We start from the raw sequence: 2,914 nt of genomic DNA, 5'->3' as shown, positions 1-2,914 counted from the left end.
CAACCCAAAACTTCAGCAATTTCTAACTGTGTTTTTCCACTATTCAACAACAGCAAAATTAAAATACGTTCTCTAATATTTCCATTTTCTTCTATTTTTAAGGCTTTTTGAAGTATTGTTTTTTGCTCTTGTGTCAGATAATTTTTTGCTGGCATATTTCCTATTATTGGGTTATTTATTAATTTTTATTATACCAATTTAAATGCCGAACAGCTTACCTTGGCTATTTTACATCCGTCTAAGGTTTAATATTAATAATTTAAGATTGATAATCTATCCTAAAAATCGTTAATAGCGATATCTTTATTATTTCATAATAATTAGATTTTTATCAGTAATTAAACGGAGTTAAAATTAGCTGTATTTGGTTATAGTAGTGATACCGTTATATAGCATTTTTAGTTGAGTTGTGAACATAGTCGCGCTTGGGTATTGGCAAAATGCAAGAGGCAAGAGGCAAGAAATTATATAGGGATTTTTGGTAAGGTAAAGAACTGTCATCCTTTTCAAGTGATCAGCAACAAATGCCAAATTGGCATGACAAACAATACCTAATAGACTAAGCTAATAATTAGATTGACATCCCCACGGGTTAAAACCCCGTGGATTCTGTGGTTATACTACAGCCAATGGGTTTAAACTACCTTGGCTTTAAGCCTATCAATAGACTACTAAATCCTTAGGCTATTATTAACAACCTGTCGATTAGTTTGGTGGTGGAAAAACCAATCAAAACATCTGTTCAAAACCTCTGTTGTTTTGGTATGAAGCAGGACTGGCAACCCAAAACTAAAGTAAAGTGCCATCGCGCTTGTGTCCCTCGAAGATTTTTGAGGTTTTGCGATCGCTTAAGTAGCTCATATCAGTAGCTCATATCAGTAGCTCATATCAGTAGCTCATATCAGTAGCTCATATCAGTAGCTCGTAGGTAGGGAACCATGACTTGGTGCATTAATCCCGATTGTTCTAAACCTTACAATACAGAAGATACCCTATTTTGCCAAGCCTGTGGCTCGGACTTACTCTTGGCAGAACGCTATCGCGTGATTGGGTTACTCAGTGACAAAGGTGCTTTCGGTAAAACCTATGAGGTACTTGATCACAACAGTGATCAAAAAAGTAATCACAACACTCTCAAAGTTCTCAAAGTCTTGACTGACTATCAATCTCGGGCAATTGAGCTGTTTGAGCAAGAAGCATGGGTGTTGAGTCAGCTGAATCATCCAGGAATTACCAAATCAGAAGGAACCTTTATCTTCTCCCCCAGAAACCACGAGATCAGCTTAAACTGCATGGTGCTCGAATACATTGAAGGACTAGATTTAGAGGAGTATCAGCACCAACACAACAAGCACCCTATTGACGAAACCTTAGCCTTGGAATGGCTATCCCAACTGTTGACACTCCCCGTCCTTTAAGGACGGGGAGTGTCAAATATATCTCCTTTGGTTTTCGGGTAGTCTGTGATTTGATCTAAACTTTAGCAAAGGGAACAGCGGATCACCGGAACAAAAATTATCACAATTCCTACACGGATTGCTATTTCAATCTAAACTTTTGATTTAAAGTGCAGCATTAACGCAATGGTTTATTTGTAGACAGTTTGCTTATCTTCAGCCTTGACAGTCAACCGTCAACCGTCAATCGTCAACCGTTAACAAAACCTGGTTAAAACAGGACTGAACTAGACTTGGTACTCACTCCATTACTAATGTCTTCTAAGTTCTCAATAAAATTACTCCAAGGTTCTGTATAAGTTTCTGTGTAAGTTCTCGAAAAATCTAGAATAGGAGTTTCTTGTGCTGACCCAATCCAACCACTCACTGGAGAAATTAACGGGAAAAGCCACTCATAGTAACTCTGGGGAAACGGAGTACTAGAGAGTTCCATGATGCTCTTATAAAATAGCCCAAACGTCCCTGGGTCAATTTTGTGCTTCTCGACAGCAACTTGGATGAATTCCTCTGGACTCAAGCCTACATAACTTTGGCAGATTGTTACCCAATTCTTTAATCGTCGCCTCGCCTTTAAGCTCAGCGAAATAAATTTAACTCCCTTGAGTTCCTCAAATTTAGGAGACTGATTTAACACCTCCTCTAGGCCGGTGGTATCCGTCGAGCCACTGAATTCCCTTTGCAACCGTTTAGCGATCGCTAAATTAATCTCAACTAATTGCTCTACTGGTCGCCACTGAAGCTCTGCCAAAATTTGCTCCATGGAAATAGGTGGTGTCAAAGTAGAGGGACTCGATTTCTTGTTCCGTTCAATAGCTTCGATCGGGTTTTCCTCACTTACCAAGAAGCTGATCAACTCTTCCGTTGTCCAACCAATACCTTTAGCCAGCCTCTCTAGCTTCTCTAAGCTGGGAGTGTTATCAAAATTCATCCAATTTGTCAAGGTGTTGTTAGTGACATTGACTTGCCTAGCAAGTTCCCGGACACTACCAAATTTTTGAGCCAGTACCTTAATCAATTGACTTAGCCTTTGGTGAATTTTGCTGTGTTTGAAGGAACTGTCTTTACTTGTGTCCAATTTTTTTACCACTCTGTTCTGATGAAATAATCTAACACTTCCCGATCCGGTAAGTGTGGGCTCGGGCGTGACCATTATCGGCTTTGGTAGGGAGCACCCTGATCGAAATTGACCCCAACTGGCTATGCGATCGCATAGCCAGAAGCGAAGCGCGTCCATATAGCACTACGCATTCAAATTAGGACATTTTCTTGATGCAATAGCGAGTGGGGGAAACCACGGCAATAGCGAGTGGGGGAAACCCCCAAGACCGCGCTGCCTCCCCAAGACCGTAATGGTGCGTTTTCCGCATCTAATTATTAAATTCGCCACGGGTCGCACCTCTGCATCGCTCCTAAACTCCGAAACGTGAGTCTAGCTTACTTCTGACTTCTGACTTCTG

The 2,914-nt window shown here is 40.6% G+C and carries 3 protein-coding genes and 1 pseudogene; 1 reads left to right on the top strand and 3 read right to left on the bottom strand.

Annotation, left to right across the window (positions count from 1 at the left end; translation table 11 throughout):
* Nucleotides 1–155 (bottom strand): annotated as a pseudogene (locus F6K20_RS32270) (IS630 family transposase); the annotation flags it as partial.
* A 783-nt stretch (nucleotides 156–938) separates the two neighbouring features.
* Between F6K20_RS32270 and F6K20_RS32265 the strand changes: the two are divergent.
* A complete protein-coding gene (locus F6K20_RS32265; RefSeq protein WP_008189333.1) occupies nucleotides 939–1,418 on the top strand; it encodes a 4-Cys prefix domain-containing protein in 480 nt (159 codons plus the stop codon).
* A gap of 250 nt (nucleotides 1,419–1,668) precedes the next feature.
* On the opposite strand, the gene F6K20_RS32260 is transcribed toward F6K20_RS32265, so the two are convergent.
* Together F6K20_RS32260 and F6K20_RS32255 are read right to left on the bottom strand one after the other, a co-directional pair.
* On the bottom strand, nucleotides 1,669–2,532 hold the full coding sequence (locus F6K20_RS32260) for a helix-turn-helix domain-containing protein (RefSeq protein WP_287297486.1): 864 nt from the start codon (nucleotides 2,530–2,532) through the stop codon (nucleotides 1,669–1,671).
* Nucleotides 2,533–2,697: 165 nt separating this feature from the next.
* Entirely contained in the window at nucleotides 2,698–2,844 is a 147-nt protein-coding gene (locus tag F6K20_RS32255; RefSeq protein ID WP_154659943.1) for a hypothetical protein, read from the bottom strand.
* Between the last annotated feature and the right edge of the window lie 70 nt (nucleotides 2,845–2,914).

This window comes from Moorena sp. SIO2C4, from assembly GCF_010672485.1.
Lineage (GTDB): Bacteria > Cyanobacteriota > Cyanobacteriia > Cyanobacteriales > Coleofasciculaceae > Moorena > Moorena producens.
This window is presented reverse-complemented; position numbering and strand designations above follow the sequence as displayed.

Bases quoted from the DNA above. Each gene is read 5' to 3' on its own strand.
- F6K20_RS32265 (WP_008189333.1), top strand. From the start codon at position 939: ATGACTTGGTGCATTAATCCCGATTGTTCTAAACCTTACAATACAGAA.